Raw genomic sequence first — 26,550 nt, forward strand, 5'->3', positions numbered from 1 at the left:
CCACCATCAACACCGCCGCGCAGGAGATCGCAGTCGTCCACGACATCAGCACCAGGCCCCGCTCTACGCCGGCAAAGGTGAGCATGAGTAGAAACACAACAATCATCAAGCCCGCGGTGTCGATGTCTGGCTGCAGCACGATCAGGCCTGCCAGCACTAGGGTCGCACCGAAAGCCTTCGCGAGCTCTACTGTTCCTTGCTCCCAGTCGCGGAGGTGTGACCACGCCGCTAACTTGCTTGCCACAAACACCACCATGGCAAACCGGGCGAACTCTGATGGTTCGAACCCCATCACGCCAAGGCGCAACCAACGACGGGCCCCATGCACCCGCACCCCCATCACTAACACCAGCACGAGGAGACCGATGCTAAGCCATAGCAACGTCCAGGGGGCTCTCACCAGGTGCCTCCAGGAAAGCTGGAACACGCCCACCATGGCTAATACACCCAGCAGGACGCGAAAGAGATGACTCTTGACATAGAAATGCGGATCGTCCCGCTGGAATCCCGCCGTATGAGAACTTGCCGAGTAAACCTCGCTGAGACCGATGGCCAAGAGAACCAGAACGGCTATCAGCAGGACATAATCGAATTGGTAGGTGCCGCTGCCCCCAGTCCGCGTGGCCCAGCGAGGCTTTGGCTTTTTGTGCAACTCCTTGTGCGAGCGACGTTGCACTTTTGCTCACCGCACCTTGAACGAAGCCAGGCTAAGCAGCACCAGCAGAATGCCCACTATCCAAAAGCGCACCACCATCTTCGGCTCGGGCCAGGGCCGCTCGCCAATTTCGAAGTGGTGGTGAATCGGCGCCATGCGGAAAACCCGGCGACCAGTTCTCTTGAACACCGCCACCTGGACCATCACCGAGATGCTTTCCGCCATGAACACCCCACATATGATCGGCAAGAGCAGCTCTTTCTTGATCAAAATGGCCATCGTACCCAAGGAGGCGCCGAGGCTCAAGGCCCCCGTGTCTCCCATGAAAATCTCCGCAGGGTAGGCATTGAACCAGAGAAAGCCCAAGCATGCCCCTACCAATGCCGCCGCGTAGACCATGAGTTCTCCCGCCCCGGGCAGGTAAGTGATGTGCAGGTAGTGAGAGAAATCCACGCGGCCCGTGACATAGGCAATGACCCCAAAAGCTGCCGCGGCAATACCACTGAGCCCGATACACAGCCCATCTGCTCCGTCGGCAAGGTTGGCGGAATTGCTCATCGCCGTGATGATAAAGACCACCACGGGAATGTAGAACACACCAAAGTCCACCAGGTAGTTCTTGAAAAAGGGCAGCGTGGTCGCGGAGCGCACATCGGCCACCGGCGGAAAGAAATACAACACTGAGCCTACGATGCACCCCAGGACCATCTGGCCGGCAATCTTGTAGCGGCCAATCAGCCCTTTCGGCAGCTTTTTCACCACCTTCAGGTAGTCATCAAGAAAGCCCACAGCGCCCATAAACACAGTCGCCAGCAGCACCAGCATCACATAGACGTTGTCCAGCCGGCACCAGAGCAGCAAAGGCAACACGGTGGCTACCAGAATGATTACGCCGCCGAAAGTGGGCGTTCCCTGCTTCTTCAGGTGGGTCTTTGGCCCTTCGGGGCGAATCTCCTGACCCAGGTGTAAAGCGCGCGCCTTGCGGATGACATACGGCCCAAAAAGAAAGGCGATGAGCAACGCCGTGATCGCGGCTCCGCCCGCGCGAAACGATTGATAACGGAACACATTCAGTCCCGAAATGTGCTCTCGCAACGGAAAAAGCAGGTGGAAGAGCATAAGGCTCCCAAGCTATTCGTTAGGTTGCAGTCCCTTCCGCACCGCCTCCACCACCTCTTCCATTTTCATTCCCCGCGAGCCCTTGACAAGTATCACGTCCCCTTCGCGCAGCCATCCGAGCAACGCTTGGCTTAAAGACTGCTTGTCGGCAAAGTGCTCAGCCTCGACCCCTGACGCTCGGGCGACCCGCACCGTCTCTCGCGTCCACTCTCCGAAGGCAAGCAGAAGAGCGACCTCATTTTGAGCCACCAACTCACCCAGACGGCGATGAGCAGGAGCGCTTGTGGGGCCCAACTCCAACATGTCGCCGAGCACGGCGATGCGCCGCCCCCCTGGAGGGAGCGGCAGGGTGCGAAGAAAATCAAGGGCTGCCGCCGCAGAGCGAAGATTGCTATTGTACGCGTCATCGATCAGCCGTACCCCTTGGAGATCGATCACCTCCAACCGCTCCGGCACATGGTCCACCTCTTCGAGTCCGGCTTTGATCTCCGCCAGGGGCACCCCGAATTCAATCCCCACAGCGGCAGCAGCAAGTGCATTGGTCACCAGATGTCTGCCCGGAAGCTTGAGGTGAATGTGCTGCCGTCTGAGCGTGAACGTGGGGCACCCGCGCGCATCGAGGCCGCGGAAGGTGCCCCTGATGTCCGCATGCTTGGCGGTGCCAAAGGCCACCACCCGCCGGAGGGGCATGGGCGCCTGTGCTAACAAGGGATCGTCTGCATTGTAGAACCCCACCTTCTCGCCGACCAGCCCTTCGAACAGCTCCAATTTGGCCTTGAGCACCCCTTGCAGGTCGCCGAAGAACTCCAGATGGGCCTCCGCGATGTTCAGGATCACACCATACTCTGGCTCCGCTATGCGACACAGGGCAGCGATCTCGCCAAAGTGGTTCGTCCCCATCTCCAACACTACCGCGCCGTGGTGGGAGCGGAGCTCCAGCAGGCTTAGTGCCACACCCACGGTGTTGTTGAAGGACTTTTTGCTCTTGAGCGTGTCAAAACGCCTGCTGAGAACTGCAGCGGTCAATTCCTTCGTCGTGGTCTTGCCCACCGAGCCGGTCAACGCCACCACCGGCACGGAGAACCGCCCCCGGTGGTAGTGGGCAATTTGCCCGAGAGCCGCCAAGGTGTCCGGTACCCCGATGAGCACCGCCTCTGGCAAGGCCTGCCGGAGCGCCGACAGCGCATTAAGGTTCACCACCGCCGCTATTGCACCGGCTGCCAACGCCTGTCCCACAAACTGGTGGCCATCAAAACGCTCCCCCTTTATGGCAATGAACAGGTCTCCTGGTTCTGTAGTGCGGCTGTCGATGCTGACGCGCCGCACTTGGTGACGAAGCGCGGTGTTCGGGCCTACAAAACCTTGCCCGGCATCACAGCACTGCACCACCTCGCCCACGCGCAGTGCGACGGTATCGTTGGGAAGGACAAGAGCGCTCACGACGTTCTCACGTCACCACCGCACCGCATCAACCAAGGCCGCACCGGATTGACACTCCAGAATGCAGCGCCCTCCGCGTCGGATCGCCTCCCCCGGGGCGGGCTTCTGGCGGATTACCCGGCCTGCGCCGGTCACGTCCACCTGCACGCCCAACAGCGACAACCGATTGATTGCCTCTCGAGCGGTAAGTCCGATCACCCGTGGCATCAGTAGGCGCTCGCCCAGCTCTTCGGGGGCACCACCAAGTTCGAGCTCCACGACAGACCCAGTCGCCACCTGGGTGCCGGGTGCCGGATACTGCCTCTGAACGACGGTCCCTTTGCCTTGCACGGTCACCCGAAGGCCCAGCTCACGCAGCACAGCCTTACAGGTTCCCGCGTCGCGATGAAGCAGGGAGGGCACCGCCACCAGCGTTGCTCTGGAAGGAGCCGGCAGTTCCCGCGGCGCCTCTACCGGCGGGATCGTCTCTTGTTCCCCGCGCCACTTCAGAATGCGCTGGACAATGCGCTTGAAGGTGGGCGCCGCCACCTCGGAGGCGTAGTACTCCCCGCGCGGATCATCGATGACTACCATCAGGCAGAGCTCAGCAGCGCCGATCTCTGCCGGATAGTAGCCCACGAACGACGAGATGTAGCGGTCCGTCTCATGACCGCGGGCATCGGCCCTGAGCTTACGGGCGGTCCCGGTTTTGCCCGCAATCGATAGCCCCGGTATGCGGGCGTTGCGCCCGGTACCGTGCTCCACCACCTCCACGAGCATTTCGTTCAGCGTCCTGGCGGTCTGTTCCGAAACCACCCGGCGCACGGGCTCCGGTTCGCCGTAGCTCAGGTCCTCCTTCCCTTCGCGTACCGTGCCTGCCACCACCTTGGGGCGCATCAAGACGCCTCCGTTTGCCACCGCCGCATAAGCCATCACCACTTGCAATGGCGTGACCGCAATCTCGTAACCATAACTTATCGCGGCCGGTGTAAAGGCGCTCCACTGGCTCACACTCGGCACAATCCCCCGCACTTCGCCCTGCAGAGCGATGCCCGTGGGCGCCCCAAAACCAAAGGCCTGCACATAACGAAACAGGACCGGAGGGGCGATTTTGAGCCCTATTTTGGCCATACCGATGTTGCTAGAGTTGGCCAACACCTCTCGCACGGTCAACCAGCCATAAGGCTCATGGTCTTGGATCACCCGCCCGTAGAGGCGATAGCTCCCATTTTCGCAGTAGACGGTTTCGTCCGGAGAGCGAAGGTTCTCCTCAATCACCGTTGCGATGGGCACAAGCTTCATCACCGAGCCCAGCTCATAGGCATCGCTGATGGGGCGCAGGCGCCAGAGGTCTGGGTGAACCTTGGTCCCTTCGCTTGGGTCAAACAGCGGGGCACAGGCCATGGCAAGCACGTGGCCAGTGCGCGGCTCCACGGCCACGGCGCATCCGGCCGAGGCGTGGTACTGGCGCAAGGCCTCCTCCAGCTCCTCTTCGCAGATCCTCTGCACCACGCGATTGATGGTGAGGATGAGGCTCTCCCCCGGCACCGGTTCCACCCTGGGCGCGCCAGGTTTATGGAACACACGCCCTCTGGCATCAAGGTAGATATGCGCCAGGCCGGGCTTGCCATGGAGCTTTTCGTCCCACGCGTACTCGATGCCGGACAGGCCGCGGTTATCCACTCCAGTGAAGCCCAGAAGGTGGCAGGCCGTAGAGCCGAAGGGATAGGCGCGCCGCCATTCATCGACCACCCGCACTTGGCGCAAGCCCAATGCCCGCACCTGATCTCCGCACTCGGCGGGCAGCCGTCGTGCCAACCAGACAAAGGAGCCCCGCGTGCCGCCGCGTGCGACCTTGGCTTCCAGCGCCTGGGGAGATTGGCCCAACACCGCCGCCAACGTACGCACCGCCTGGGTAGTGTTGCCGTGCTGGCTCAGGTCATACCCTACCGAGACCGCGGGCTTGTTGACAACCAACCTCACCCCCTCCCGGTCCAGAATCTCGCCCCGCGGCGGCTCAAGTCTGGTCACGCGAACCAGCGGCATCTTCTTCCTGTACACGCTACGATTGACCACCTGCACCTCGATGAGCCTCAGCCCGATCAGGGCAAAGAGTCCCACCATCACCCACCTGAAGTGGACGAGCCTGGTGATGTGCGCGTGCGCGTCTCCTTCCCTTCCATAAGCGTCCATGACGCCCTGTTCTCGTCATTGGGGCATGCTGCCACGGGCCCGCTCATCTCACTGCACCACACTTTCCCGCTTGTCCTGTTCCAGCAAAGGCCGAAGGCCCGGGGGCACCACCAGATTACGCTTGCGATAAAAACCCAGCTGAAAGTGTTGTGCAGCTTGGTCAGTCACCCGGTTATAGCTGAGTAGTGTCTCCCTTGTCGTTTCTAATTGCGCCACCTCCTTTTCCAGGACCGCTACTCTCTTTTCTTGCGCGGCGATCTGATCCAACAGGTGCTGAGCATGCACATGCTGCCACACATACAGGAGGAGCGCAAAAGTGCCAAACAGTATGATCCCCACTGCACGAAGCAGCGTTCGCCGCTGCCGACGCATGCGTTGCCTGGCGAGCTGCGAACCGACAAGCCGATATCTGTTCCTCCGGGAAGCAATGAGCATTGTCCTCTAACTCAAGCGGGTGCGGACTCAGTTTGCGCCTCTATACCCGGGGCTATTCGCTCCGCCGCCCTGAGCTTGGCCCCCCTGCTCCGTGGGTTGCGTGCTTTTTCCGCTGCACTGGGCACCAAAGGTCGCTTTGTCAAGACGCGCAGGGTCGGCTTTCTGCCACACACACAAGTGGGGAGCGATGGCGGACAAATGCACCCCCGCTGCTCCCGCACGAAAAACGACTTGACCATGCGATCGCAGATGGACTCGTACGAGAGTACAACTACCCGCCCCCCAGGACTGAGGAGCCCCGGTACCTGATCGAGCGCCTCGCGGAGCGCTTCGTGCTCCTGGTTGACTGCCATGCGAAGGGCCTGGAAACAGCGGGAAAGAGTCTTGACCACAAGAGGGCCGGGCACGACGCTGCAAATCACGGCGGCCAGCTGCGAAGTGGTGCGGATGGGTTCCCGCGCCCGCGCTTGTACGATGGCCGCAGCAATGCGGCGTGCGTGCCGTTCCTCGCCCAGGTGGGCGAAAAGGGCAGCGAGCTCTTTTTCCGAGCTTCGGGCGATAATGCTGGCGGCAGTCGTTCCCCGGCCAGTGTCCATGCGCATGTCTAATGGCCCTTCGAACCGATAGGAAAAGCCACGTGCCGGCGTGTCCAACTGGTGGCTGCTCACGCCCAGATCAAAGAGGATGCCTTCGACCTGGGTGATAGCAAGTTCCGCAAGCAGACGACCAACCTGGCGAAAGTCGCCTTGCCGAAGCACTACCTGCGAACCAAACTGCCGTAACCCCTCTGCTGCCGCCTCTAAGGCCTCCCCATCCAAGTCGATCCCAACCACGCGAACCCCGGGGCCACATTTGGGCAGCAGAATGCGCTCGTACCCCCCACCCCCAATGGTCGCATCCACGTACACACCTTGCTTCCGATGCAACCACAAGCGCCCCACCGCCTCAACAAGTACCGGTTCATGAAATGTCATGCCACAGGGGAACCCCCTCCCTGGTGCGTCTCATTGGTCATGACCTGCGCCTTCCCAGTCCCGCCCAAGTTGCCGAACATCTCCCCGAACTCGATCTCCACCCCCTGTACGGTCTCCATAAACAGGGCGGGCTTCCATATCTCCAGGTGATCCACCACCCCACCTACAATAGCCTCCCCCTCAATCTGAGCATAGTCTCGCAAGTTGCCCGGCAGCGCAATCCTCCCCTGGGGATCAAACTGCACGAGCGTACTCAGCATCGCCCAACGACGATTGAAGCGATACTTGTCTTTAAGATTGCTCCACTGACCCTCAAAGAGCTTGGTAAGGCGAGCCCATTCGTCAATGGGGTAAGCGTAAATGCAAGGCTCTATACCTTGCATGAGGATTAGCCCCTCGCGCGATTCAGGCGAAAGGAGCGCGCGAAACTTTGCGGGTATGCTGAGGCGACCCTTCTGATCTACCGTGACCCGACTGTGTCCCTGGAACTCCGTATACAGCGGCTGCGAAGGATCGCTAACCTGGACTATGGGCATGTTCGAACCCAGCTAGTGGTGCGGCTTCCCAAATCGGCGTAACGCTGCCCAAATATACGCAAAACTTCCCATGATGTCAAGCGGAATCTATGCTTTTTTCCAAAGAAAAGATGAATTTTCTGTACAATTCCTTCACACTGTGCGCGCGACTTGCGTGGTAAAACCTCGAGTTACATGTTGTTGCTGCGCCACAGGAGTAACCGCGGCGGCCAACAGAGGAGCGGTGGACACAGGCAGGTGACCTCCTCCAACGCAACGCAGGACTGTCGGAACCCGGGGAAGCTTCCCTGGGGCATTCAGTGTCGGGACAGCTCCGATCGCCACCCGGCACTGCCAGGCGGTCTTTACCTTCCACAGGGTAGGCGGGTTTTCGCTCCGCACATCGGGCGCGCTGGCGGTAATAGTGAATTCGCCGAACCAGGATAAGCTGGCCGCTGCGCCAGCACCTGGCCCCAATTTTGCCGCGCACGGTGCAAAGCGCGGCAGACCTGGAAACTGCGCAGGTTTTGGCCAGCGTTGCGCACCAGAAGTGCACTCTTGTCTCAGCATGATACGCCCATACCGCATACAGGGCGTGCCGCGTGATCGTACAACAGTTCGGGTCCCCATTGGTGTTCAAGAGAGGTAAAGGAGAGCTACGCACTATGCACCAACTGCGGGTGTTGCCGCGAATCGGCTTAAGCTGTCTATTGCTTGCCACGCTCGGGGGCGCACCGCTCGCCCAAACGCGGATTATGCCGGTAGGCAATTCCATTACCGACGGGCTCTACGGCAGCTCAGACGGGCTGGGCTTCCGCAATGACCTCTACGCCCGCCTGAGAGATGCCGGCCTCAGTTTTGACTTTGTGGGCAGCACCGGGTCTCCACCCTACGAGGGGTACTTCTTTCCTGGAGCCCGTATCGAGGAGTTCTACTCGGGCGGATTTGGTACAGGCACGCGTGATATCGCCAACGCGATGAACAACTACGCGCCCGAGTACATCCTCTTGCACCTGGGCACCAACAACATGAGCGGCAGCGAAACGCCTGCCCCTTACTCCAACGACAACGGGCAGACTTTCCTCAATACCGCCTCGGGAAAGCTCGCCCAGTTGCTCGCCTACCTGGCGCGTTGGAAAACGGGAGCCTACGGCTCGAGCCTCAAGAAGATCGTCCTGTGCAAGATTATTCCCAAAGTAACCTATCCGGATCAAGTTGCCCTGTTTAACCAAGAGATCACCAGAATTACTAGCGACTCCGAGCAAGGGCGCATCCCCTCCATCCCTGCGGGCACGCTGTACTTAGTTGACCAGTTTTCGCCCTTCGATGTGGCCACCATGATGTCGCCCGACGGCATCCACCCCAACGATGCCGGCTACAGCAAGATGGCTGATGTCTACTTCAACGCACTGGCCTCGCTGCTTTTTCCGGGAGACAACTTCAACCGTGCCAGCTTGGGACCCTACTGGACTGCTGATCCTGAATATCGCATCGTGAACAACGAGCTGATGAACACGGCAACCGAGAATGCCTGGGGTCACCTGGCCGTTTACAACCTTTCCAGCAATGTCAATGACGTCTCGTTCCAGTGGGGAAACGCCGCCACTCCGGAGGGGATTGACCAGGCTGGGTTTGCTCTGCTTTTGAATGCCGCCTCGGTCAGTGCAGATGGCTACCTCCTGTTCAGACGCAGCAATGGCAGCATTAGCCTCTGGACCATCGCAGGGGGTGTGCCTGGGCATGGTGTGGCCAACGCCACCGGGAGCCAGCCTGCCCCCCGCGCCGGGGATGTGATGCGCGTCCTGGTGAGCACTAGTCCGTCCGGCCACCATTTTGACCTCTACATCAACGGCCGCTACGACGGCCGGGTCACGGACACAGCCAAAGAAAAAGGCAACAGCGCCAACAAGTATGCCGGCGTCATGCTCAAGGGTGGATACAACACCAGTATCGACAACTTTTACGCCCGCACCACGTTGGACGTGACGCCGCCTGCCGCCGTCACTAACTTGGGTATCGCCGGCCTAAGCTCGATGTCAGTGACGCTGACCTGGACCGCGCCAGGCGATGACGGTAACCTGGGCACGGCCTCTTCCTACGTCATCAAATATCTGGACCAACCCATCACTCCTGCCAATTTTGCTTCGGCGGTGACCGTGCTTAATCCGCCGGTGCCGAAACCGGCCGGGTCCGTGGAAACCTTTGAGGTGAAGGGACTCCTTGCCAACAAGACCTATTTCTTTGCCCTGAAGACATTGGACGAAGCAGGCAACGTCAGCGATCTGTCCAACGTGGTGTCAGCCGTGACGCCGGGGCAGGCGACACTGGCAACTTTTACCGATGACTTTGAGCGGCAGTCGCTCGGCGCTAACTGGACTGCACATGCAGCGTACGCCATTGTCAACGGCGACTTGGCCAACACGTCCTCCGTGTACGATTGGGGTTACCTTGCGGTGCTCAACAACCGCGAAAACCCCGTCGAGGCCTCAATAAAGTGGGCAGCAAGTGCCAACGCGGCGGGCATAAACGAAGGCGCCCTCGCTCTTATGCTCAACACCGCTAGCACCACTGCGAGCGGCTATCTGGTCTGGAAGAGCGGACAATATGTCCGCCTCTGGACCCTGACCTATGGGAACCCTGGGCAGACGGTGGCCAACGTGCAGGGGCTCCTCCCCCAGCCGGGCCCGGGTGACGTCTTCAAGGTCAAGATGTCCAGCGACGCAAATGGACACCACTTTGACGTGTTCATTAACGACAAGTTCGATGCGCGCGTGTCGGACCCCAACAAGCTCCAGGGCAATGCTGCTACAAAGTACGCAGGCGTGTATCTGAAAGGTGGGCTCAATAACAACGTGGCGGAGTTTTCTGTAGCCGTGCCGATCGGCGATCCGTCTGCGTTGCTCATTGCTGCCGGCAACCAGCAAAGCGGCCCGGTGGGGAAGAGGCTCCCCGTGCCCCTCACAGCCCAAGTGACCGATAGGAATGGCTACCCGGTCTCGGGTGTCTATGTTGATTTCAAGGTAAGCTCGGGACAAGGCTTTCTGAGCACCGATTCGGTCACCTTTGATGGCTACATCTGGATCGAGGCAGAGGATGGGATACTCTCGCCGCCGATGGAAAAGGTCTTTAATGCAAATGCCTCAGGCGGAGCTTACGTCCAGGTGCCGGAAGGAACAGGCGTCAATGCCGGCAAGGTAACTTTCACTGTGTACCTTCCGATCTCCGGTACCTTCTACCTCTGGGCCCGGGGGCTCGGTCCTTCGGGCACCTCTGATTCCTTCTGGTCGTATGCTGATGACGGCACCGCCGAGATCTTTAGTCTTCAGAACCAGACGACATGGGGCTGGAGACGGCGGACCACACCCTTTGCCCTCTCTGCTGGCGTGCACACCATCACCTTCGAGAATCGCGAGGATGGCACGCTCCTGGACAAGATCCTCTTGACTAATGTGAGCACCTATACCCCATGGGGCCTCGGTGGTACCACGCCTCCACTGACAAACATCTCCAACACTTCCGGGTTCGCCCATAGCTACCTCACCTTCGGCACGCAGGCGGGCCAGGTAACAGTACAGGCGTCCGCCTCGTACAAAGGCACGCCTCTTTCTGGCAGCCCCGTACAGTTCATTGCCTATGCCACGAGCGGCACACCGACCCCTCTGCGCTATGTCTCTGGCAATGGGCAGAGCGGTCCCGCGGGTCAACCTCTGGCCGAACCCTTCATAGTCGAAGCACGGGATTCGTACAACAACCCTGTCCAGAACCTCCCGGTGATCTTTGAGGTCTTAGAAGGCGGAGGCACGCTGTCAGAGCCGCAGCCGGTGTTCACCGATGCGACGGGTCGCGCCTCTACCGTGCTCACCCTTGGAATGCTGCAGTCCAGGAACGTGGTGCGCGCCTCCTCGCCCGGTGTGGGCGGTACCCCCATTCAGTTTACCGCACACGCCACCTCGCGCATCCCGACGGAAATCCAGTACGTGAGCGGAAACTATCAAACAGGCACAGTGGCAACGCAGCTCGCCCAGCCGCTGGTGGCGCGGGTGGTGGACAATGTGGGCAATCCGCAGCCCAGTTGGCCCGTCCTTTTCAGGATTCAGACCGGTGACGGCGCCTTGGATGGTGGCGTTGACACCCTTACCGTGTTCACCTCGGCCGAGGGCTTGGCACAGGTCTTTTGGACCTTGGGCACGAAAGCCGGCTCCGCCAACAACATCGTGACTGCGGTGGCCTCGCGCGGCGACAGCCTCCTGACCGGCTCACCTATTCTCTTTCAAGCCTCGGCAAACCCCGGTCCTGCGCACGCCATACAGCTGGTTTCTGGCGACAACCAATCGGCCCCCATCGGCTGGGACCTGGAACAGCCGCTCCGCGTCTTTGTCGCGGATAGATTCGGCAATCCGGCTCCCGGGTCTCAGGTCAGGTTCGAAGTCACTGTCGGCACTGCCGCCATCGCCGGCAGTAGCGCAGCGGTGGTGACCACCGACGCTTCGGGCATAGCCGAGGTGGTGTTGACCATGGGAAACATCCCTGGCCAGGTCAATAGAATCGAAGTTCGGGGACAAGGTCAAACGCTGGTGGGCGAGCCTGTGGTTTTCCAAGCCACGGCCACCGAAGGAGTAGCCAGCCACATTTACAAACTGTCGGGAGACGACCAGACTGCCACAGTGGGAACCCAGCTGCCGCACCCACTGGTGGTCCAGGTCAAAGACATCTTTGGGAATGTGCGCCCTGGCCACGCCGTGCACTTTGCGGTGACCAGCGGGGATGCACGGATTGACGGAGCCACAAGTGCTGACGTGCTCACCGATGCTCAGGGGATAGCTCAGGTGAATGTGGTGGTCGGCACCATGGCCGGGGCCAAGCTCTACACGGTGGAAGCGACTTCCGTAGATCTCCGCGGCAGGCCATTGGTGGGTTCGCCTGTGGTCTTTACGGCCTCGGCCACACCAGGTCCGCCGGCACAGCTCGTCAAGGTCTCTGGAGACAATCAGAATGCTCCTGTCAACACCACCCTAGAGTACCCCTTGCGCGTCCGCGTCACCGACCGGTACGGTAACGGGGTGACGGGTGTCAACGTGTTGTTTCAGGTAATCACGGGTGCAGGCTCCATTGAAGGAGTGCGGCAAAAGTACGTTCCGGTCAACGTTCAGGGCTATGCCCAAGTAACCTTTACCCTCGGTTCGGTTGCCGGCAGTGACAACGTGGTCCAGTGCAGCGCCACGGTGGGAGGGCAGCATTTGGCAGGTTCGCCGGTCACTTTTCGAGCCACCGCCCTTCCGGGTCCCGCGGCGGGCTTGGTGCGCGTATCGGGCAATAACCAGACGGGGAAGGCCGGAAGTCGTTTGCCCCTCCCCTTGGTAGTACGGGTACGCGACCAGTGGGACAACGCCGTGCCGAATTTCCCGGTGCGCTTCACGGTCGCAGCGGGCGGCGGCACCATCGACAGCCTCGCCTATAAGGATGTCCTCTCTGACTCTGCCGGGCAGGCCCAAGTCTACCTCACCCTTGGCACGACGGCGGGCACGTTCAACAACAAGGTTACCGCAACAGGCCAAGGCCTCACTGGGTCGGTGGAGTTTTTCGCTTCTGCCACTCCTGATGACCCGCGTCGCCTGGTGCAGGTGTCTGGAAATGGGCAGGTGGGCATGGCGGGAACGCTCCTCCCCTCACCCCTGGTCGTTCGGGTGATGGACCGCTTCCAAAACCCAATCGTTGCCCACAGTGTCACCTTTGTCGTCATGCAGGGCGGTGGCACCATCGACGGGGTGACAGAACGGACGGTGGCCACGAATTCCACTGGCTATGCACAGGTCTCCTTCACTCTGGGTACAGTGCCCGGGCAACAGGTGGTGGTGGCCCGTGCATCTTTCGGGGGCACAGAACTCGACGGTTCGCCCGTTACCTTCGCGGCAACAGCCACCGGTGCCCCTCCTGCGCGCATCGCGGAGTATGCTGGCAACCACCAGACTGGGGTTGTGGGGAACTTTTTGCCTGGGCCTCTACAGGTGCTAGTCACCGACCAGTACGGCCACCCGGTTCCTGGCCACCCTGTGACCTTCACGGTCATGAGCGGCGGGGGCGCGCTCGGTCCTGCTTTGGCACCATCCTTGGTCGACACCACAAATGCCGCGGGCATCGCCACCACGACCTATCGCCTTGGTCCTTCAGCCGGTGTGGAAAACAACGTGGTTCACGCCACCGCGAGCTATCAGGGCACAGCGCTTGCGGGTGCGCCGGTCGTTTTCGTGGCCTCGGCACGCACTTCCACCGCACGGGCCATCCGCATCGACTCCGGAAACAACCAGATCGGCGTGGTGGGCCGTGCATTGCCCAGTGAACTTCGGGTCAAGGTAGTGGACGCGGTAGGCGCACCTGTTGCAGGTCACCCGGTGACGTTCCGAGTGGTGGCAGGGGGAGGAACATTCGGTGCTGCCGATACCATCGCCATCCGCACCAGTGACGCCAGCGGCGTGGCAGCCATCAGTTTGACGCTCGGGCCATTGGCTGGCGCGGCGAACAACCTCGTCCAGGCTAGTGCTACCGACGGTGTAAGCCCCTTAGAGGGCTCTCCGCTCACCTTCGTGGCCAGCGCCACTGCCGATACCCCCAGCCCCAGCGCATCTTCCATTTCGGCCACGTCACCCGTCCCTGCAGACGGCCTGACCACGTCGCTGGTCGTAGTGACACTCCGCGACCGATTCGGAAACCCGGTGCCCGGCCGCGTGGTCACAATCCTTGCCTCCGGTAGTGGAAACATCCTCACCCAGCCAGCTACGCCAAGCACCAACGAAGGGCGTGTGAGTGGGACCCTGGCCTCTACCAAAGCCGGCGAGAAGACGATTCGCGCCCGGGTAGAGCTGGAGAACGTCCTCCTGGCTGACTCCGCGATTGTCACCTTTACCCCCCTTGCCGCCAGCAACATGGTCGCTTACGCCGGGAACAACCAGGTGGCCAATGTGGGTACAGTCGCCGCCGAGTCGCTGGCCGTGTTGATCACCGACAAGAATGATAATCCGGTAGGTGGGTACCAGGTGCAATTCGTTGTGGTTTCCGGGGGTGGACGGATCGTCGGCCCACAGACGGCCACCTCTAACGCCAAGGGACTGGCCAGCACACGGCTGATTCTGGGTCCCAATCCCGGCACCAATGTGGTCGACGCGTATGCGCTGCACCTCTCGGGCTCACCGGTGCGCTTCCAGTGTCAGGGTGTCATCCCCGTTCCCACCACCCTCCTCAAAGTCAGCGGTGATAACCAGAGCGCTCCGGTGAATGCCCCCCTCACTCAGCCTCTTGTGGTCAAAATACTGGATGCGCAGGGGCGTGCGGTATGGGGGCTGCCCGTCGCCTTCACCTGCACCAGCCAACCACCAGGAGAGTGGCTTACTCCGCTGCCGGACACCACGGACGCCTATGGTATGGCCGAGGCGAGGTATCGCCTTAGCACGCGCGCTGGTGTGAACAGCATACGGGTGACCGCACCTGGCGTGCCCGGGCAGGTCACCTTTTCTGCCGTGGGACTAGCCGGGCAGGCATCGAAGATGAGCCAGGAACAATACCTCACCGAGGGCACGGTAGGCAAGGTGCTGCCCAGTGAGCTCAGCGTGCGCGTGACCGACGCCTACGGCAATCCGGTCCCAGGTTATCAGGTGGAGTTTAGTGTGGTGAGCGGCGGCGGGTCGATTCTCAACCAGCAGCCCACCAGCTCGGACAGCGCGGGCCTTGCCTCCGCCACCGTGGTTCTCGGTCCCATTGCTGGCCCCAACATCTTCAAAGCGCTGGCTGTGGGATTGAGCGGCTCGCCGGTCTACTTTGTGATTAACGGCGAGGCCGGGCCTGCCGCCTCTATGGCCAAGCATGCGGGCGACGCACAAATTGGTACCCCAGGCATGCCCTTGCCACAGCCGTTGCGGGTCATTCTCAAAGACCGCTACGGCAACCCTGTGCCTAATGCCACGGTGAACTTTGTCGCGGCCACGGGTGGGGGCACCTTCATCGAAGACCAGCCTGTGGCCAGCGACGCCCAAGGGGTGGCCTCGGCACACTGGATACTGGGCAACGCCCTAGGGCTTCAAACCGCGTGGGCCTATAAGGCAGGCGTGAGCGGCTCGCCCCTGGTGTTCCAGGCGACGGCCGTGGCCAACGCCTTCCCCACCATCACCGTCACTGGCGACACGGTGGTGGAGGAGGGCCAGCAGGTAGTGCTCCTTGTCCAAGTTTCCGATCCAGACGGCGACCCATTCACTTTGAGCCATACCGAGCTGCCAGCCGGGGCAGCGTTTAACCCAGCACTGGGCACGTTGCTCTGGTTGCCGACCTACGAGCAAGCAGGCACTTACCCCATTACCTTCACGGCGCAGGACGACAAGGGAGCCCGAACCGTTCGCGTGGTGACGATCGTGGTGCGGAACAAGAACCGCGCTCCGGTGTTCACCCTGATTGCTCCGGCTGAGCCCTACCTCTCTCTGCAGCGGGGCGACACGCGCCGCTTTACCGTGTCGGTCCATGACTTGGACGGAGACAAGGTGGGATTCCTCTGGAAGGTGAATACCACGCCCGTAGGACGCGATAGCACCTACCTCTTTGTGGCGGCGCAATGGTTCCCGGGTCAGTACATCGTGAGCGTGCACGCATTTGACAACCAGGACACCGTTTCCCATGCCTGGACTGTTGACATTCGCACGGCGGTGGAGTTGGTGGCCTTCTCTGCGCAGCCTGTGCCATACGAGGGCGTGAGTGTCTCCTGGAAGACCGCTATGGAAATCGGCAACGCGGGCTTCCAGGTCCTGCGCAGCCTCACGGCGGCCGGGCCCTACGAGGTGCTCACTACCACGCTGGTGCCGCCGCGCGCTGACCGCACCTACTCCTATGTGGATGCCGCTGCCAAAGCCGGTGAAACCTACTACTACCGCCTGGCGGATGTGGACTTGGCCGGTCGGGTCACCATGCACCCGCCTGTGACCGTGGTGGTACCGCTGCCGACGGAGTATCGACTCTGCCCGAACTATCCGAATCCGTTCAACCCCTGCACGACGATTCGCTATGAGCTGCCGCGGACGGTGGCAGTGAAGCTCGTGGTGTACGACGTGATGGGGCGCCTGGTGCGGACGTTGGTGGAGGGCCAGCAGGAGCCCGGCTACCACACAGCCGTGTGGGACGGGCGCAACCAGTGGGGACAGCAGGTGGGCTCGGGGGTCTATTACCTCCACCTGGAGGCCGGTCCCTTCCGCGCCGTGGGCAAGATGGCGCTGGTGAGGTAGTCAGAAACACGGGGCCGGGGGCCTCCGAGAGGGCCCACGAGCGAAGAAAGACCCTGTGGACACGTCCAAAGGAGACAGAAAAGTTCCTTCAGAACTGAAGCCCCCGCCGCTCGAAAAGGCACCCGACGGGGGCTTTGCGCTGGCACGGCTGCGAGGGGAAAAACACTGATAACAATCAAAACTGTTGCATCAGGACACTAGGTTTCGTATATTCCGCTGCCGAGGCAACAGGAGCACCGGCGCACCGCGAGCGCAAGGTGCCCGTATACCCCTCCCGTGCCGCAACTTCCCGATGAGGCCGTCTCTTGGCGTGGGCGAAAGAGGCGGGGGGGGCCGCAGCCTGGCGTCGTGTCCTCCCGTGAGCTAACAAGACACGTCGCGATCGCGGATGCACCGGAGCGGGTAAGCAACGACAGGTATCGCAACTTTCGGCTGTGGGCCTCGGGTGCATCGCTCGACGAGGGGAAGTGGAAGGGGCCCTACCCTTGAATGTCGGTATCGAACGGCAGGGGGCGCCATGGAAGAGCATCATGGTCTCTGCGAGCTTGAAATAACCGAATACCGGTTACGCCTGGGAAGGAGCCTCCGACCCGGAGAAACGCCGCAACTCCGGGGTTTCTTCGGCCGCAAGTTTGCCCAGCAAGTGCTCCTACACCATCACCTGCCAGACGGTTCTCTCCTGTACACCTATCCGCGCGTCCAGTTCAAGGTACTGGATAGCATGGCCCTGCTCATCGGCGTCGCTGAGGGCAGTGCGCTGCTTTCGCGACTCTGGCTTGAAGTAGATCAAACCACCATCGGCACCGACGAACTGCCCGTGCTGGAGGCTTCCATCCGCAAACGACACGACCTGTTAGGGAACACCCAAGAGGCAATCGATTACCGTTTCGTCACGCCGTGGTTGGCTCTCAATCAGGAGAATGCCCGCCGTTTCTGGCGCTTGCACAAGACAATTCAGCGCGTGTCCTTGCTAGAGCGGATTCTTGTGGGGAATTGTCTTTCACTAGCCAAGAGCTTCGGATACACAGTGCGTGAAGTTCTGCGAGCCGACTGCAGCCTGCTGGAGGAGGCTCCGTGTAGATTAAAGGGTGTACAAATGCTGGGGTTCACCGGCGAGTTCCGCATCAACTTTCTCATCCCCAACTATTTTGGCCTGGGCAAATCGGTATCGCGTGGTTTTGGCACCGTGGAGCGCGTTCGCCCCTGAGCAGCGTGGGAGGGTTCCATGCTCATCGAAGACCTCATCAGAGTTGGCCGGCCTCTATTGGCTGGCGGCATGCGCGCCAAAGAGATACTCCAGATCATTTCCGACGTGCGCGACGAAAGAGTCAAGAATTTCTACCGTCATGTGTTTGTCGCCGAGCTGCCGCCTCCTGGAGAGCGTGGGCGCCCGGTGGCGTTGCCCGTCCAAGTATGGGGGCAGGAGAGTGTGCAAGGTAAGCAGAAGGACTTTACCGTAGACCTTACCCGGGCGCTTTCCGCGCCGTTTGTATACCCTACCGGAGGTAATCCCTTAAACCCGCAGGGTAGCTATGGCGTACCGGTCTACCCAGCTTGGTTGGTGCGGCAGGACAAGAAAACAGGAGCGTGGAGGTCATTCTGCGAACGAGAGGAGGTGTACCGTTTCTTGCGGGGCCGGATCGAGCGCACCCCATCGCTCCGGCTCAATGAGGCGACACTGCACCAGCTGGCGGAGGTGCTTGCCGATGAGATAAGGCGCAGTGGGGTGCCTGAGGCTGAGAAGACGCTCGGTATCATCGTCCTTGTGCAGCCGAACGGAGCACAGTCAGCCTACACCTACGCCGACCACCCCACGGAGGATTCTCTTGGCCCCAGCCTGCTTTATCCTGGCCGGCACATTGTGGCAAACTACGACGCTCTCCTTGAGCAGGCCTGGCAGGGGAAAGTAGCGGAGGGGGCGGAAATCGGCGAAAAGCAGGGGCTTTGTTCGGTCTGTGGCAGCGAGGGTCGGGTCATTGCACCGTACTGCAAGTCCTGGCCGTGGGCCCTGCCGGAATGGAACTGTCCTCTCCCGCATGCGGGTAAGGAAACCCACTGGATCGAGGGCGTGGCGCTGTGCGAGCACTGCAGTCGCGCACTTACGCTGGGGGCACGGGTCTTCGGGCAAATGGTGCGGCCTTTGCATGCGGAGGTAACACGCGAGCTGTTCTCGCCCGTAGCTGACGCGGAGGGCCGGCGCCTGCAGCGCCGAGGCGACCTGCAACGACTGACGATCATCAATGGCAGCGGTTTTCTGCTGCCCCTTAGCGATACGTTCTTGGCCGATCCTGCATTGGCCGCCGCTTACTCGCACAACCTGGCCTCAATGCTTGCACGGCCAAAAAAGGAAGGTCCTTTTGCCGAGCAGTACATGGAAACGGTGATTGGCTTTGACCTCTTTCTTCCCGAAGAGGTGGACGCGACAGAGTTCCGCCTGACGCTCGTGTACTTCCATGGGGACTACGTCAGGGGCGATGTGCACGTGCGCGCCATCATTCAGGATGTAATCCCATCCACCCTGCGCGCCCTGAGGCGCATCGCCACCAAAAGCTGCGACAGAGCCTGGGAGGCTGTACTCGCCCTGCTTGGCGAGGAAAGGGCCCGCACCCGGCGACAGAACTATGCGTCCGTCCCGTATCTGTTGGCGCGAGGCTTTGGCGGCCCATTCCTGTGGGACTGCTTGCAGACGGTGCTGCGTCGCGCCCCTCTGGACGTCTCCCGTCCCGTGCGGTACGCTGCCGCGCGCATGAACAGCCTCGCCCACCGCCTGCCAGACACCTCTTCCCTCATCAAAGAGGAGGTCGCTTTCTTCCTCACCCTTCTGGCCTTCGCAGACGAATACAACTCGTGGCGCAAGATAGAAACTCCCGAGCACAGTGGTTACTTCGAATCTAACACAGAAAGGAGGGGAAACATGTCTATGCGAGACTGGAAAGAGTTGTTGGCCATGCTTGAGCAGCAGCCGGTGGCCAGCATTTCGTTCGCCTCGCCAGCCGAGCTGGGGTTCGCCTGTGGTGTGTTCCTCCGTCAGTTCGGCCGCTGGTACTACAACGCCACCGGTAAGGACCTGCTGAAGCACAGGGTGATGACCTACGGAACCGATTTGACGCCCGAGCTAGTGTGGAAAAGAGGGTTGGTAAAGCTCTTCGACGTGGAAGCGCGTTACCCGACGATTCATGTCAGCAATGACTTCCGACAAAGGGTGGGCGTAACGCTCGCGTCCTTTGAGCAGATGGAGGACCAAGTGAAAAAGGACCGGGACGGATTCATGAGTGCCTTCTGGGCGGGGTACTCCCTGCAGGGGACCCTGGACCAGGGTGGGCGCCCGTAAGGAAGCACCATAGGAGGAGCAGGCCATGGGTACCGAGATCCATACCGGAGAACTGCTGTTCGTCAAGAGTGTGAAGGACGGCATCCCGAACCGCGATCCGCTGCGCGACAGCGATGCGCGGCGCATATTTGGCGAGGAGGACGGTCGCATCTCCCTCTCCGACGTGAGCATCAAGCGCGACGTGCGCGACTACATCCTGGCGCGCTACCCAGACGGAGGTCCAGCAAAGAACCTCTTCATTTTCGTACGCAAAGAGTTCACGGAGAGTGGCAAGCTGCGCGGCAGAGAGGGACTGGCGCTGTCGATCCTGGAAAAGGCTTACAACGAGCGCACTAAGGAAATAGAACGAGAAAAGTTCTTCCAGGCCGCCTTCGACGCCAGGGTGTTCGGCGTGGTGTTTAGCGTGGGCGGCAAGGCGTTCAACCAGTGCGGGCCCGTCCAGTTCGGCTGGGCCCACTCCCTCCACCCGGTGGAGACCAAGTACGTGCAAGGCACCGTGGTGATGCCATCCCGCGAGGGAGATGTAGAGCTGGGCGGTGACGAGGAAGGGGCTACCATGGGTACGATTTGGTCTAGCTACATCTGCCCGTTCGCGGTCTTTGCCATGCCTGCGGTGGTGAGCGCCCCCATTGCCCGCGACACAGGCATGAGCGGCGAAGACCTTGATATGCTCCTCGAAGCTTTGTGGAGGGGGACGCTCAGCCGCCAGGCACGCGGCCGCGGGATCCAGCAGCCCTTGCTTCTCATCCACGTAGAATACAATGACCCCTACTTCCGGCTGGGCTACCTGGAAGAGGGGATCAAGCTGCTACCCGAGCGTGACGCCTGGCTTGGACCAACGCCGCCAACCGCGTTGGCGGACATAACGATTGACGTGGCTAACCTCGGTTCTCGGCTGAAAACCGCCGCCCCCAAGATTCATCGCGTGCGCATCTGGCAACATCCCCAGCTTTCCGTGACCGGCGAGATAGCCGGAGAACGCATGTCCTGGGCCTCGGCGTAGAGGAACAGCCCATGCAAGTACTTATCTTTGACCTAAGGGGTTCGGTGGCCCACTACCGCCGCCCGGACACCATGGGCACGCAGGCGACCTACCCTTTCATCACAAGAACAGCGCTCCGCGGGCTGATAGCCTCCATGCTCGGTCTGGACATGCTCCCAGAGCAGGCCCGATGCGGGCTCCGCCTGCTGGGCCCGGTGCGTACTGTGGCGCAGGAGCTAAGCATGCACGGCAAGTCCTGGGTCTCCGGAGGGGATGAAAAGAGCTTTCGGCGCCCCACCGCCATCGAGCTGGTGGTCAAACCGCACTACAGGGTCTACTACACGGGAGCCTTTGAGGAAGAGCTCAAGGCGCTGCTGCAAGATAGCCGCAGCCATTACCACACGTACCTGGGGAGCGCTTTCTGCCTGACCTTCCCGAAGTGGATCAAGGAGGTGGAAGACCCACATGAGCTGGAGCCGGACCCACAACAGGAGATTCTGTGCCAGACGGTCGTTCCCGCGCCGGCCGTGCACCAGCTCGTCCCAGAAGTCGGGCGCCAGTACGCACGGGTGGGTGGCCTGCTCAAGGACTACCTGGGTGACAGGCGCTTTCGCGGCACTGTGGCAGTCATCTACGAGGTGGACGGCGCGCCCCTGCGCTTCAGGCCAAACCCACGGGGTCCGGCCTCATTCTGGAGCTTCTACTGTATCCCGGAAGAAGGCGTGGTATGTCTGTGGTAGTGCCACTTCCCGAGTGTCGAGCACGACCCGACACCGGCGCGACCCAGTGGTTGCTCGACGAACACCTCAGCCAGGTAGCAGCGGGGTGTGGGAACCCTAGCGGCCCGCACGAGGAACAGCTGGCCTTTCTCGCGGGGTTGCTCCACGATGCCGGCAAATGCCAAGCCGGGTGGCAGTCCTATGTTCGCGCACAGACCAAGAACCGTCCAGCGCATGCACCGCTGGGTGCGGTGCTCTTTGCCTGGTTGGCAGAAGGGCTTATCTCCACCTGGGCCGTGGACTCGCAAAAGAAACAACGCCTGCGCGACCTCCTCGTCGACTGGACGCGCGTCATCTACTGCCACCACGACGAGCTCGACGACCTCGATACCCGACCACCGTGGGAAAAGGCCTGGTCCACTCAGGAGCTAACTGTGATGCTCCACACGTGCGATCTCGCCGGCCTCATGGAACTTGTGCGCTCCTACTTCCCTGACTTGCGCGCCGAAGCAGCCTCTTTCGCCGACTGGCTTGAAGGATACGGGGATGTGTGGGAAAGGCATGTGCGCTTCTTTCGCACCCAATCGCCACCACGCGAACACCAACACCCTTGCTCCGTCCATGTGGGCCTGCGCCTGCCGCAGCTGTGCGCCAACCTGGTGAGTGCCGACCGCTACCATGCCGGTCAGTTTCACGCTGTCGCCTTAGACCCCGACGAGGCAAGGAGTGCCCTCCTCCATTTGCATGCCTTCTGCAAAACCAGAGCACAGGAGCAATTGGCGGCGGGTGCGGCCCCCCGGCTCATCGCGGCGCGCGCCGAACTCCAACATCAGGCGGTTGCCCGGTACAAAGAGAACGCGACTAGCACCTTCTTTTCCCTCACCTTGCCCACCGGCTACGGCAAGACGCTCACCAGCATCCGCGTCGCCCTGGAGGCCGTAGCTGAGGCACGGTGCAACAGGATCGTCTTCGTGGCGCCCTACCTTTCCATCCTCTCCCAGGCAGCCGAAGAGATCCACTCAGCCACCTCTCTGCCACTGCTCCAGCACCACAGCCTTGCGCTTTTGCAGCAACGGGACGACGATGACGTGGAGGCCTTGGACAGCTGGCAGGCGCCCGTGCTGCTCACTACTTTCAACCAGCTCTTCCGTGTTCTTTTCCCGCGCAGAGCACAGCACAGCGTGCGAGCCCGTGCCCTCCGCGAGGCGTTCGTCATCATCGACGAACCACAGATCATTGACGTCGCAGTGTGGAACTTGTTCCTCTATGCCCTGGGCTCGGCTTGCAATGAATGGCGAGCACAGGTCTTGTTCAATACCGCCACCCTTCCGCCGACAAGCGGCGGCCTGGAACAGACGTGCCTGCCTCTGAATGATCAAGTACCGGCCCACCCCCGCTACCAGGTCCACTTCTCACCCGACCCTATGCAGGCCGAACAGGTGGCCGACTGGGTGCGCCAGCACGCACGCCGACACCGGGCGCTGGCAGTGGTCGTCAACACCGTGGCCGATGCTGTGGAGGTGTATAGCCGCCTGCGGCAACTGGATTTGCCTCACGCCTGCGCACTGTTGACGGCAGTCATGCTCCCGGGCCACAAAGACGCGCGCATTCAGGAAATCCGTCAGCTTCTGAAGAACCAGCAGCCGGCCGTGGTGGTCTGCACCCAAATGCTTGAAGCGGGCGTTGACCTGAGCTTTGAGCGCATTCTGCGGGCGCTCCCCGTCTTCCCCGCAGTGGCCCAGGTGGCCGGACGGGCTAACCGCCACGGCGAGAGCGACATAGCCACCGTGGAAGTCTTCCCTTACCTCCGTCCGGATGGCAAGGATTCCCGTCAGCACGTGTATACGGACTCCACCGCGCGGCGCCAGACCGACGCCCTCCTTTCCGAGCATCAGTGCTTCTCCGAGAGCGACACGACCCATCTTCTCGCCACCTATTTCGCCCGCTGTTGGCAAGAGAATGCCTACCAGGCATGTCTCCAGCGCCTGGAGAATGCCGCCATTGGCAAGTGGTCTGATCTCGCCGGATTGGAGCCATTTGCCCAAGACTACTCGCGCGTAGAGGTCTTTGTTCCCTGCGGGGCCGACATGGTGCCCACCTATGCACAGAGCCTCCTGGCGCACTACGCCCCAGAAGGACCCGGTCAACTACTGGCATTGCTCGCCGATGGCCGCACGCCGCACTGCCGGTCATTTGAGGACCGAAAGCGCATCCTCACACTGGTCCACTGCTTCACCGTGCCCGTCCATCGGCAGCTCGCAAACAGTATCGCCCACCAGTTCAATGACTGGTTGTGGGTACTGAACAAACCCGAGGACTATTCGCCGGAAACTGGCCTGGCCGGCCTCTCTGCACAGCCGGAATCAACCGAGGTGATCATTTGAATGCCAGCCAGCCCGAGGCAAAGAACAAACGGTGAGGAAACATAGTCATCATGCAACTGGTCATAAACACCTTCGGCACTTTTCTTGGCAAGACAGGCGACTGCTTCGAGCTCAAAGCGGGCGAGGAAAAACGCCTGGTTTCGGCAAAGAAGGTGCGGACCATTCTCATCACCACTGGCGCCTCACTCTCCACCGACGCCATCGAGTTGGCGATCCAGAACAACGTGGACGTGGTGTTCCTGGACAAGACCGGCCACCCATTCGCCCGCATTTGGCAGTCAAAGTTGGGGTCCACCACCAAGATCCGACGCCTGCAGCTCGAGGCGAGCGAAGCAGAACTGGGTTTCCAACTGGTGCTGGAGTGGGTGAGCACTAAAGTGCAACATCAGATCGACTTCCTGCAGGAACTGGGCCGCCACCGCCCAGGCAAGAGTGAGGAGCTCGAGCGATATCTTGGCAGCCTACGCGCGGCGCTCGCTGAGCTCCACCAGCTCAGCGGCAGCATCGAGCAAAGGCGCTCGGCAGTGATGGGCATCGAAGGCGGAGCCGGGCGCGCGTATTTCGCCGCCCTCAGCTTCCTCATCCCAGAGCCATTCAAGTTCCAGGGTCGAAGTCGCCAGCCTGCGAAGGACGAGTTCAACGCTATGCTCAACTATGCTTACGGCATCCTCTACAGCATGGTGGAAAGAGCGTGCCTCCTCGCAGGGCTGGACCCTTTCGTGGGTTTCCTGCACGCGGACAACTACAACAAAAAGTCCCTGGTCTTTGACCTCATCGAACCCTTCCGCATCATCGCCGAGGAGACCACCTTTTACCTATTCAGCAAAAGGCAGGTGAGGAGGGAACACTTCGACTATCTGCACAACGGAGTGAGCCTGAATAGCGAGGGCAAGAAGCTGCTCATCTCCGCCTTCAACTCACGCCTGGAGGAGCGGGTACGCTACCGGGGCCGTAACATCATGCGGCGCGACATCATCCAGTACGAATGCCACCGGGTCGCAAACCTATTGCTGCGCAAGGCCGAGGCGAAGAGGAGCCAGGAGTCCCCGCCCGACCAGGCCCAGAGCGCTCAACCTGCGGGAGACCAGCAAGATGCTCGTGTGGGTGGTGTATGACATCGAGAAGAATCCGGTGCGCAGCAAAGTGGCCAAGGCATGCCTGAACGCAGGCATCTATCGGGTGCAAAAGTCCGTCTTCCTTGGGGAGCTCAACGCCACACAGGTGGACGAGCTCGCGCTGCGCATCAAACACCTCATCGATGAGCAACGCGATTCTGTGTACATATTCCCCATGTGCCGGGAAGATTTCGGGCACGTGCGGCTTCTCGGGCAGGCGTTCGATAAGGAGTTGGTAACCGATGAAGTCAGAGCTCTGTTTCTCTGAAACACCCGCCGTCAGCATAACCATCACCCAGGCCATGGCGTACTTGTTCTGCCCTCGCTTCACCTACTTTGAGGAGTGCCTGGGTATTCCTGAGCACGAGGAGACGCGCTTCAAGGTGCTAATGGGGCGCGAAGTTCACGCGCGCAAGATAAAAATCAACCCCGACTACCTGCGCAAACGCATCAACGTGGTGCGGAAAGCGGTGTCGGTGTACTTGGCCAGCCCGACCCTGCAGCTTCGCGGCATTGTGGACGAGGTGCTATGGCTCGCGGATGGTACCTTGGCCCCCCTGGAATACAAGTTTGCCGAGTACCGCCCCTTTGTCTTTGGCACTCACCGGACGCAGCTGTGTCTTCAAGCTCTGCTCATCAGCGAAGCGTTCGCCGCACCCGTGACCCGTGGCTATCTGGTGTACGTGCGGTCGAAGAACTTTCTGCGCGAGGTACCGTTCAGGCCCAATGATTTTCACACGGCGCGACGAGCTGTTCAGGAGGTCTTACGCATCATTCAAAGCGGCCGCTTCCCGCGCCAGCGTGGCACGGCGGCGCAGTGCGCCGACTGCTGCTATCGCAACCTGTGCGTGTGAGTGCGGAATCGGCGAGCCTGGCCTTATGCCTGTCGTGAATTTATGATGAAGGGCAGCAATTGCGCGCTCCAACTGATGGAAAATCAGACTAGTGGGGGTCCTTCTGTGGCTGCGGGAGAGCTGCGTGCGGGCCCTTTGGGGGGTCTTTGCAGTCCCTGGCAATGGCAGAATGCGCGACGAGAAAACCAGGCTAAGTGCTGAGTTGACATTTAGTTGGTCGGACAGACCTGTTCGAGAGGCCGATCCAGCAAAACAAGGATTGAAACCTTCTGGCGGAATCTCCCGCACCAAAACCTTTCTCCTGTTCGAGAGGCCGATCCAGCAAAACAAGGATTGAAACCCCAAGTTCGCGGTATAACGGACTCGCATGGTCAAGTGTTCGAGAGGCCGATCCAGCAAAACAAGGATTGAAACACTCCACTTATAGCGATAGCGAGCGGATTAAATCCGTTCGAGAGGCCGATCCAGCAAAACAAGGATTGAAACTTGGGGGCGCAGTTGGGGGCGCAAGTGAGGAAGGAGGTTCGAGAGGCCGATCCAGCAAAACAAGGATTGAAACCTGAACCCCGCCAGCACAGCGTAATAGCTGCGCAGCGTT

Annotated in this window: 16 protein-coding genes and 1 CRISPR repeat array; of the genes, 9 read left to right on the forward strand and 7 right to left on the reverse strand. The window is 60.9% G+C overall.

What is annotated here, in order from left to right; genetic code table 11:
- From ONB25_12970 to ONB25_13000, 7 genes are all read right to left on the reverse strand, one after another.
- The coding region (locus ONB25_12970) for an FtsW/RodA/SpoVE family cell cycle protein (GenBank protein MDZ7393797.1) at nucleotides 1–676 on the reverse strand (676 nt) is incomplete at its 3' end.
- A gap of 6 nt (nucleotides 677–682) precedes the next feature.
- Nucleotides 683–1,774 carry a phospho-N-acetylmuramoyl-pentapeptide-transferase gene (gene mraY / locus ONB25_12975; protein MDZ7393798.1) on the reverse strand — a complete coding sequence of 364 codons (1,092 nt, stop codon included), beginning with the start codon at nucleotides 1,772–1,774 and terminating at the stop codon, nucleotides 683–685.
- 12 nt (nucleotides 1,775–1,786) lie between these two features.
- Nucleotides 1,787–3,214 carry a UDP-N-acetylmuramoyl-tripeptide--D-alanyl-D-alanine ligase gene (locus tag ONB25_12980; GenBank protein ID MDZ7393799.1) on the reverse strand — a complete coding sequence of 476 codons (1,428 nt, stop codon included), beginning with the start codon at nucleotides 3,212–3,214 and terminating at the stop codon, nucleotides 1,787–1,789.
- 12 nt (nucleotides 3,215–3,226) lie between these two features.
- Nucleotides 3,227–5,386, reverse strand: coding sequence for a penicillin-binding transpeptidase domain-containing protein (locus ONB25_12985; GenBank protein ID MDZ7393800.1), 2,160 nt, complete (start codon nucleotides 5,384–5,386; stop codon nucleotides 3,227–3,229).
- A gap of 48 nt (nucleotides 5,387–5,434) precedes the next feature.
- Nucleotides 5,435–5,758 (reverse strand): hypothetical protein, encoded by a 324-nt coding sequence (locus tag ONB25_12990; protein MDZ7393801.1) that lies wholly within the window; start codon nucleotides 5,756–5,758, stop codon nucleotides 5,435–5,437.
- Between the two features lie 74 nt (nucleotides 5,759–5,832).
- Complete coding sequence (gene rsmH / locus ONB25_12995) at nucleotides 5,833–6,795, reverse strand: 16S rRNA (cytosine(1402)-N(4))-methyltransferase RsmH (GenBank protein ID MDZ7393802.1); 963 nt, start codon at nucleotides 6,793–6,795, stop codon at nucleotides 5,833–5,835.
- The gene (locus tag ONB25_13000; protein MDZ7393803.1) at nucleotides 6,792–7,331 is read right to left on the reverse strand and encodes a division/cell wall cluster transcriptional repressor MraZ; all 540 of its coding nucleotides are present in this window, start codon (nucleotides 7,329–7,331) and stop codon (nucleotides 6,792–6,794) included. The genes rsmH and ONB25_13000 overlap by 4 nt, the downstream gene beginning before the upstream one ends.
- Nucleotides 7,332–7,975: 644 nt before the next feature.
- Between ONB25_13000 and ONB25_13005 the strand changes: the two genes are divergently transcribed.
- The 9 genes from ONB25_13005 (at nucleotide 7,976) to cas4 (ending at nucleotide 25,952) form a co-directional block, all read left to right on the forward strand.
- A complete protein-coding gene (locus ONB25_13005) occupies nucleotides 7,976–16,567 on the forward strand; it encodes an Ig-like domain-containing protein (protein MDZ7393804.1) in 8,592 nt (2,863 codons plus the stop codon).
- A gap of 517 nt (nucleotides 16,568–17,084) precedes the next feature.
- Entirely contained in the window at nucleotides 17,085–17,774 is a 690-nt protein-coding gene (locus tag ONB25_13010; GenBank protein MDZ7393805.1) for a CRISPR-associated endonuclease Cas6, read from the forward strand.
- A gap of 18 nt (nucleotides 17,775–17,792) precedes the next feature.
- Complete coding sequence (locus ONB25_13015; GenBank protein MDZ7393806.1) at nucleotides 17,793–19,898, forward strand: hypothetical protein; 2,106 nt, start codon at nucleotides 17,793–17,795, stop codon at nucleotides 19,896–19,898.
- Between the two features lie 25 nt (nucleotides 19,899–19,923).
- The gene (locus ONB25_13020) at nucleotides 19,924–20,901 is read left to right on the forward strand and encodes a type I CRISPR-associated protein Cas7 (protein ID MDZ7393807.1); all 978 of its coding nucleotides are present in this window, start codon (nucleotides 19,924–19,926) and stop codon (nucleotides 20,899–20,901) included.
- A gap of 11 nt (nucleotides 20,902–20,912) precedes the next feature.
- Nucleotides 20,913–21,620 (forward strand): CRISPR-associated protein Cas5, encoded by a 708-nt coding sequence (cas5, locus tag ONB25_13025; GenBank protein MDZ7393808.1) that lies wholly within the window; start codon nucleotides 20,913–20,915, stop codon nucleotides 21,618–21,620.
- Entirely contained in the window at nucleotides 21,608–23,983 is a 2,376-nt protein-coding gene (gene cas3 / locus ONB25_13030) for a CRISPR-associated helicase Cas3' (GenBank protein MDZ7393809.1), read from the forward strand. Before cas5 ends, cas3 begins: the two co-directional genes overlap by 13 nt.
- Before the next feature lie 50 nt (nucleotides 23,984–24,033).
- Nucleotides 24,034–25,098 carry a CRISPR-associated endonuclease Cas1 gene (cas1, locus tag ONB25_13035; protein MDZ7393810.1) on the forward strand — a complete coding sequence of 355 codons (1,065 nt, stop codon included), beginning with the start codon at nucleotides 24,034–24,036 and terminating at the stop codon, nucleotides 25,096–25,098.
- Nucleotides 25,076–25,366: a CRISPR-associated endonuclease Cas2 gene (cas2, locus tag ONB25_13040; GenBank protein MDZ7393811.1), complete on the forward strand. Its 291-nt coding sequence runs from the start codon at nucleotides 25,076–25,078 to the stop codon at nucleotides 25,364–25,366. The genes cas1 and cas2 overlap by 23 nt, the downstream gene beginning before the upstream one ends.
- Nucleotides 25,341–25,952: a CRISPR-associated protein Cas4 gene (gene cas4, locus ONB25_13045; GenBank protein ID MDZ7393812.1), complete on the forward strand. Its 612-nt coding sequence runs from the start codon at nucleotides 25,341–25,343 to the stop codon at nucleotides 25,950–25,952. Before cas2 ends, cas4 begins: the two co-directional genes overlap by 26 nt.
- A gap of 229 nt (nucleotides 25,953–26,181) precedes the next feature.
- Nucleotides 26,182–26,511: a CRISPR direct-repeat array (repeat unit 37 nt; unit sequence GTTCGAGAGGCCGATCCAGCAAAACAAGGATTGAAAC).
- Nucleotides 26,512–26,550 lie beyond the last annotated feature (39 nt).

The organism is candidate division KSB1 bacterium (genome assembly GCA_034506335.1).
Classification (GTDB): domain Bacteria; phylum Zhuqueibacterota; class Zhuqueibacteria; order JANLFK01; family Oleimicrobiaceae; genus Oleimicrobium.

Coding starts and splice junctions, on each gene's coding strand:
- mraY (MDZ7393798.1), bottom strand. CDS start 1,774: ATGCTCTTCCACCTGCTTTTTCCGTTGCGAGAGCACATTTCGGGACTG.
- ONB25_12985 (MDZ7393800.1), bottom strand. CDS start 5,386: ATGGACGCTTATGGAAGGGAAGGAGACGCGCACGCGCACATCACCAGG.
- ONB25_12990 (MDZ7393801.1), bottom strand. CDS start 5,758: ATGCGTCGGCAGCGGCGAACGCTGCTTCGTGCAGTGGGGATCATACTG.
- rsmH (MDZ7393802.1), bottom strand. CDS start 6,795: ATGACATTTCATGAACCGGTACTTGTTGAGGCGGTGGGGCGCTTGTGG.
- ONB25_13000 (MDZ7393803.1), bottom strand. CDS start 7,331: ATGCCCATAGTCCAGGTTAGCGATCCTTCGCAGCCGCTGTATACGGAG.
- ONB25_13005 (MDZ7393804.1), top strand. CDS start 7,976: ATGCACCAACTGCGGGTGTTGCCGCGAATCGGCTTAAGCTGTCTATTG.
- ONB25_13010 (MDZ7393805.1), top strand. CDS start 17,085: ATGGAAGAGCATCATGGTCTCTGCGAGCTTGAAATAACCGAATACCGG.
- ONB25_13015 (MDZ7393806.1), top strand. CDS start 17,793: ATGCTCATCGAAGACCTCATCAGAGTTGGCCGGCCTCTATTGGCTGGC.
- ONB25_13020 (MDZ7393807.1), top strand. CDS start 19,924: ATGGGTACCGAGATCCATACCGGAGAACTGCTGTTCGTCAAGAGTGTG.
- cas5 (MDZ7393808.1), top strand. CDS start 20,913: ATGCAAGTACTTATCTTTGACCTAAGGGGTTCGGTGGCCCACTACCGC.
- cas3 (MDZ7393809.1), top strand. CDS start 21,608: ATGTCTGTGGTAGTGCCACTTCCCGAGTGTCGAGCACGACCCGACACC.
- cas1 (MDZ7393810.1), top strand. CDS start 24,034: ATGCAACTGGTCATAAACACCTTCGGCACTTTTCTTGGCAAGACAGGC.
- cas2 (MDZ7393811.1), top strand. CDS start 25,076: ATGCTCGTGTGGGTGGTGTATGACATCGAGAAGAATCCGGTGCGCAGC.
- cas4 (MDZ7393812.1), top strand. CDS start 25,341: ATGAAGTCAGAGCTCTGTTTCTCTGAAACACCCGCCGTCAGCATAACC.